At 56.2% G+C, this 6,249-nt stretch carries 7 protein-coding genes; all 7 read left to right on the forward strand.

The window, feature by feature from the left end; translation table 11 throughout:
- Positions 1 to 13 precede the first annotated feature (13 nt).
- Entirely contained in the window at positions 14 to 700 is a 687-nt protein-coding gene (locus tag B3M32_RS06185) for a hypothetical protein (protein WP_290744275.1), read from the forward strand.
- The gene (locus tag B3M32_RS06190) at positions 700 to 1,977 is read left to right on the forward strand and encodes a hypothetical protein (protein ID WP_290744277.1); all 1,278 of its coding nucleotides are present in this window, start codon (positions 700 to 702) and stop codon (positions 1,975 to 1,977) included. Before B3M32_RS06185 ends, B3M32_RS06190 begins: the two co-directional genes overlap by 1 nt.
- Positions 1,978 to 2,006: 29 nt before the next feature.
- Positions 2,007 to 3,398 carry a DEAD/DEAH box helicase gene (locus B3M32_RS06195; RefSeq protein ID WP_290744279.1) on the forward strand — a complete coding sequence of 464 codons (1,392 nt, stop codon included), beginning with the start codon at positions 2,007 to 2,009 and terminating at the stop codon, positions 3,396 to 3,398.
- 1 nt (position 3,399) lies between these two features.
- On the forward strand, positions 3,400 to 4,161 hold the full coding sequence (map, locus tag B3M32_RS06200) for a type I methionyl aminopeptidase (RefSeq protein WP_290744281.1): 762 nt from the start codon (positions 3,400 to 3,402) through the stop codon (positions 4,159 to 4,161).
- A gap of 2 nt (positions 4,162 to 4,163) precedes the next feature.
- Positions 4,164 to 4,499: a hypothetical protein gene (locus B3M32_RS06205; RefSeq protein WP_290744283.1), complete on the forward strand. Its 336-nt coding sequence runs from the start codon at positions 4,164 to 4,166 to the stop codon at positions 4,497 to 4,499.
- A 54-nt stretch (positions 4,500 to 4,553) separates the two neighbouring features.
- Positions 4,554 to 5,165, forward strand: a complete 612-nt coding sequence (locus B3M32_RS06210; RefSeq protein ID WP_290744285.1) for an EcsC family protein — start codon at positions 4,554 to 4,556, stop codon at positions 5,163 to 5,165.
- A gap of 111 nt (positions 5,166 to 5,276) precedes the next feature.
- Positions 5,277 to 6,249, forward strand: a 973-nt coding sequence (locus tag B3M32_RS06215) for a GTP-binding protein (RefSeq protein WP_290744287.1), incomplete at its 3' end; no start/stop codon positions are given.

Raw genomic sequence — 6,249 nt, forward strand, 5'->3', positions numbered from 1 at the left:
ATCGAGGTCTACGGTGTTTAGGATTTTTGCCATCGTATGCATTGCGGCATGCGCCCTTGTCGGGTGCGGCCATAGCTACCATTGGTCAAAATCCCATCCGCTTTACAAAAAACCGCCCTACGCGAACCTGGCCATCGTCGGGACCGACGAAGCGTTCGTGCTGACTCGTTCCGCATGGTTCGCCAAGAAACTCGGCTGGAACCCGGACAGCATCCAGCTCAAGGCCACGGCCTTCTGCGAGGAGATTTTCTTGAACGAGCTTAGGCGCGCCTACCCCACGTTCGTCAAGATTCCTGACGAGCAGTACAAGCAGCTCCCCGAAGAAAGCCAGAAACTGGACGACCGCATATTCATGAAAGGCCGCCTACCCGAGCAGGGCGTCGCCCTGAAGGACAGTGCCGGGAACGTCCCCCCGTACATTCTGATTCTCCATGAATTCATTGTCGGCACGGACCTCAAGCGCGAAACGTATTTCGACTACGCGCTCATCCACAACGAGAATACCGGGAAAAAAACGTCCAAGAACATCAGCGCGATTGTTTCGTACACCCTCTGGGACAACGAGAAGCAGCGTCCGCTATTCAGTGCCGTCGACGAAATCCAGCACCCCATCGTGGTTCCTACTCCTAAAGACCTCGAGACATTGGTGCGCACGGCCGTGAAACAAATCCGGATTAATTTGTATGGAGGAGCTTCCTGATGCAAAAAGGCTACTCCATATTCGCTTTAGTCCTGTTCCTGCTGTTCTTTACGGCCGAAAGTTTCGGGCAGAAGGTATTTTTCAACGAGCACCCGACTATCTGGAAAAACGCGGACATTCTCATCTGGAGCGTGGACAAGGATCCGGCCATAGATCCCAAGGAATTCTGCCTTTCGCTCAAGCGCAACAATTCCGGCATCGGCGAACCCAAGTGCCGACTGCAGGGTGAATGGGTGCGCGACAGCGTCGCCATCCGTTATGCCAACTGGCTCAATGCGAACCTGGATCCGGTGCTGAAACCGGAGTACCTGCGCGCCCGCCACCCTGCCATGCAGGCCAAGTTCCAGGCTCTCGAAGACAAGATTGTCCTCTTTGTCGCGACAAACGGAAACTTGGTGAACGTGGCCATTTTCGACGAGACCGCTTCGGAACCCAAGGCGGCCGGCAGCATCCTGTTGAGCCCGGACAAGATTTCCATGGGCGACGCCATCGCCAACACGTTCTTTGGCGGGACCGCCAAGCGCAGGCTTTCCAAAGATGAGCGCAAGAAGATGCAGACGGAGCCCGACGAATACTTCCAGGAGACTCCCGTATTCAAGGCGTGGGCCGGTCTCGGCATGGGATACTCCCAGGCCCAGGTTCCGCTGACTCCCGACAACTGGTACAGCAGCCACGTCAACAGCCAGGTCCGCAACTACCGCATTACCAAGGACTCCGTAAGCCTCTGGAACTTCCTCGACGATTCCGACCCCTACCTGACATTCTACATAGGCGGTACCTGGTACGACTTTATCGGCATCGAGCTCATCTACCACTACGCGAAGCACCACATGAAAACGGACCCGAAGGATACCGTTTACCAGGAACTGGACCATTGGGACTTCTCGCAACACGAAATCGGGCTGAACGCCATTTTCTCCAGGAACTACAAGCCCGCCTCCTGGGTCAACATCACGCCCTTCATGTTCGTCGGATTCCAGTACAGTTTCTTCGTAGAAGACATCGAGCTGAAAGACAATGTCAAGACACCCTCCAAGGCCTACCAGGCTAGAATCAAGTTCGAGGAAGCCTACAAGGGCGCGCTGCTCGGCTTTGGGAGCCACTTCATATTCCTCAAGCACTACGGCCTCGGACTCCGCACGGGAATTTCGAGCCGCGGCCGCAACATGTACGTGGATCCGTCTCCAGACGCGGCCGCAGAGGCCTCGGTTATCGGCGGATCGACCATAGATTGGTTCATTGGAGCGGGACTCGAGTACCACATCACTGTGTTCTAGACGTAAAAGTTTCTATTTTTACGCCCACTATGAGTGAAGATGTACAAGAATCTACAGAAAAAGTCAATCCGTTTTTAACACCCGTCAAGATTATCGAACCCGAGCACAAGCTCCCCGACTACACCTTCGACATGCTCCCCGAAGAACAGAAAGCGATTCTTCGTGGACACGGCTGGACCGACCTGATGCCCGTCCAGAGAAAGACAATCCCCTACATGCTCGCCGCGCGCGATATGCTGGTGCAGTCCAAGACCGGTTCGGGAAAGACCGGTGCCTACGTCCTCCCGCTTTTGCAGGTCATTGTCCGCGACCATGTATTCCCGCAGGCGCTCATCCTGGTGCCGACACGCGAACTCTGCCTGCAGGTGCAAGACGAAATCGAAAAGCTCTCCGCCGGCACGGGTATCCGCTCCGTCGCCATTTTCGGCGGTGTCTCCTATGAACCCCAGCTCAAGGCCCTCCGCGAAGGCGTCCATATCATCGTCGCAACCCCGGGACGCCTGATGGACCATGTTCAACGCGGCAACGTCGATTTCCTCGACATCCGTGACCTGGTGCTTGACGAAGCCGACGAAATGCTTTCGATGGGTTTCTACCCGGACATGCAGAAAATCCGCAAGTATCTGCCCAAGGCCATCGCCTGCACCATGTTCAGCGCGACCATCCCGCAGACGGTGAAGAGCCTCGCCCGCGAATTCCAGCGTCCGAGCGCCGAATTCCTTTCGCTGAGCTACGACAAGGTTATCGCAAACAACCTGGAACACCGCGTCTACAGCTGTGACGTGATGGACAAGGATTCCATGACCATCAAGCTCCTGGAATACTACAATCCCGACAGCTGCATGATTTTCTGCAACAAGAAAAGCGACGTGAACTACCTGGAACAGGTTCTTTCGGGCTACGGGTTCAACGTGGGCGCCCTGAGTGGCGATGTCGCCCAGAACATGCGCGAAAAGACCTTGAACGCCTTCCGCGACAAGAAGCTCAAGATTCTTATCTGCACCGACGTGGCCGCCCGCGGTATCGACGTGGACCATGTGACCCACGTTATCGTGTACGACCATCCCGACGACCACGAAGTCTATGTACACCGTAGCGGACGTACCGCCCGTGCGGGCCGCAGCGGCATATGCATTTCGCTGATCACCCCGGTCGAAGAAATCGAAATCAAGCAGACCGCGGCCGACTTCGGCATCAACTTCATCCGCATGGAACCGCTTACCAACGAAGAAATCGCAAATAAAGTAAGCGAACGCGCCCGTGTAAAACTTGAACAAGAACGCAACAGGTTCGGCGGCCAAAAGGCCCGTGAACGCATCAGCCGCATGATTCCTCTCGTAAAGGAACTCGCGAACGGCACCGAAGAAGACCAGATGTTGCTCGCCTACCTGGTTGACCGCTACGCATGGAAGAAGGCATAAAATGGCCAAAATTAAAGTAAAATCCGCTAAAGAAATCGAGCTCATCCGCGACGCCGGTGCTCTCGCCGCCGAAACGCTCATCCGCGCCGGCGAAATGTGCAAGCCGGGCGTATCGACACTCGAAATCGACGAATTCATCGGAGACTACACCCGCCAGCACAAAGGCATTTCCGCATGCATGGGCTACCACGGCTATCCGCGTTACGCCTGCATCAGCATCAACGAAGTTGTCTGCCACGGCATCCCGAACGCACAGACCATCCTGAAAGACGGCGATATCGTGAACATCGACATCACGACCATCCTTTCGGGCTATCACGGGGACACCTCCGCGATGTTCTGCGTCGGTAAGGTATCCAGCCTCGCCCAGGAACTTGTCGACACGGCAAAGTTCTGCATGGAAGAAGGCATCCGCGCCGCAGGTGAACGCAGCGCCCGCTGGAACGATATCGGCTGTGCCATCCAGGACATCGCCGACGAACACGGGTTCAGCGTAGTCGAGGACTACTGCGGCCACGGCATCGGCCGCGGATTCCACGAAGAACCGACCGTACTGCATTTCCGCAACTACGAACGCTGCCCGTTCATCGAAGTCGGCAACGTCTTTACCGTGGAACCCATGATCAACGTCGGCAAGCCAGGCACCAAGACCTTGAGCGACGGCTGGACCGCAGTCACGCGCGACGGCAGCCTGAGCGCCCAGTGGGAACATACCGTCGTAAAAACCAAGGACGGTATCGACATCCTGACCCTTCCGAGATAAACATGTCCCTGATCGGAAACATGCGAGACAAGGCCATCGAGGCCATCATCCGTAGAAACGAGTTCGTACGCCGTTTCGGGGACATCCAGAACGTCTCCATCAATTCCGAACAGGGGTACGCCGACGTATCCATCCTGCTCCACGGAGAGCCGCAGCCGACATCTTTCCGCGGCTACTACTGCTTCAACGACATGGGCAAGGATACCGAGGTCGTAGTCACGAGCATCAGCTGCGGCAAGCAGTGGATTGACGAAATTTTCACGTATTGGCTCGAAAATCACACCTTGAGCTACACGTTACCCGGCCTTACGGGCGGAATTGCCAAATTCTTCTTTTGATTTCGGCAAGAAGATTCTGTATATTATAGAAGAGTTTACGAACCTGGAGGGCCTATGTCAGAAAAAACGAAAACAGCGGATTTCATCAAGGAAAAGGCGTCCAGCATCCTGTTCGACCTGATTACCGATATCCCGGGTTCGCTCCATATTCCCCTGGCCAGCCCCGAAGAAAAGGTCCGCCGCCTCACGAGGCAGGCCGCCTTCAAGGCCGCCACCGTCAGCGCCACGCTTTCGGTACCCGCCGGATTCACCGGAATCCTGACCGCCATCCCCGACATCGCCGCCGTCTGGAAAATCCAGGCGCAGCTCGTCGCCGACATTGCCGCCACGCACGGCAAGCTCGCCCTGCTCAGTCGCGAGGCCATGGTCTGGTGCCTGTTCCGCCATAGCGCGGCCTCGCTCCTGAGAGACCTCGCCGTCCGCACGGGAAGCCGCATCCTCATCCAGAAACTGTCCTCTACCGCCCTTCGGACCCTCCTAACCAAGATCGGGCTGCAGATATCCACGCGTTTCATCGGGAAGACGCTTATCCGGGCCGTCCCCGCCATCGGGGCCGTCGGAAACGGCGCCTACGCCTACTACGACACGACCGAAGTCGGCAAAACGGCCGAAGCCTATTTCAAGGCGCTGGCCGACAACGATGAAAAAATCGCGAATAACGAGTAATCTGGGCTAGAATAGCCGCACCTCGTCCATAGAGCCCTTGTGACCGGGGGCTTTTTTTTCTATCTTTGGGCGCAACTCAAACAAACATCAACTCCATTTGTGGAAAAAACAATGAAAAACATCGAAAAACACAGAAACATTGGTATTTCTGCCCACATTGACTCGGGTAAGACTACCCTCACCGAACGCATCCTCTTCTTCACAAAGCGTATTCACGCTATTCACGAAGTCCGTGGCAAGGACGGCGTCGGTGCCACGATGGACTCCATGGAACTTGAACGCGAACGCGGCATCACGATTCAGTCCGCCGCTACCTTCGCAAACTGGACCCATACCAAGTCCGGCGAACAGGACTCCATCAACATCATCGATACCCCGGGGCACGTGGACTTCACTATCGAAGTGGAACGTTCTCTCCGCGTGCTTGACGGCGCTATCCTCGTTCTTACCGGCGTGGAAGGCGTTCAGTCCCAGTCTATTACCGTCGACCGCCAGATGAAGCGCTACCATGTGCCGCGCGTGGTGTTCGTCAACAAGTGCGACCGCTCCGGCGCTAACCCGCTCCGCGTGGCCGAAATGCTCCGCGAAAAGCTGAACCACAAGCCCTGCGTGATGCAGATTCCTATAGGCCTCGAAGACCAACTGAAGGGCGTGGTCGACCTCGTCGAAATGAAGGCCTACTACTTCGAAGGCGCCAACGGCGAAAATCTGGTCGAAAAGGAAATTCCGGCCGAACTCGTTGACCAGGCCAACGAATACCGCACCAGGCTCATCGACTGCTGCGCCGACTACAGCGACGAAATCATGGAAAAGGCCATGGAAGGCATCTACGGTGTCGACGAAATCGACAAGGGCCTCATCAAGAAGACCATCCGCGAAGCCACCATCCGTCTCGACATCACCCCGGTGTTCATGGGTTCCGCCCACAAGAACATTGGCGTGCAGAAGCTCCTCGACGGTGTTATCGACTACCTCCCCTGCCCGACCGACGTTGAAAACAAGGCTCTCGACCTCGACAACAACGAAGCCGAAGTCATCCTCAAGAGCGAAGACAACGCTCCGCTCGTCTGCTACGCGTTCAAGC

Source organism: Fibrobacter sp. UBA4309, assembly GCF_002395745.1.
GTDB lineage: Bacteria > Fibrobacterota > Fibrobacteria > Fibrobacterales > Fibrobacteraceae > Fibrobacter.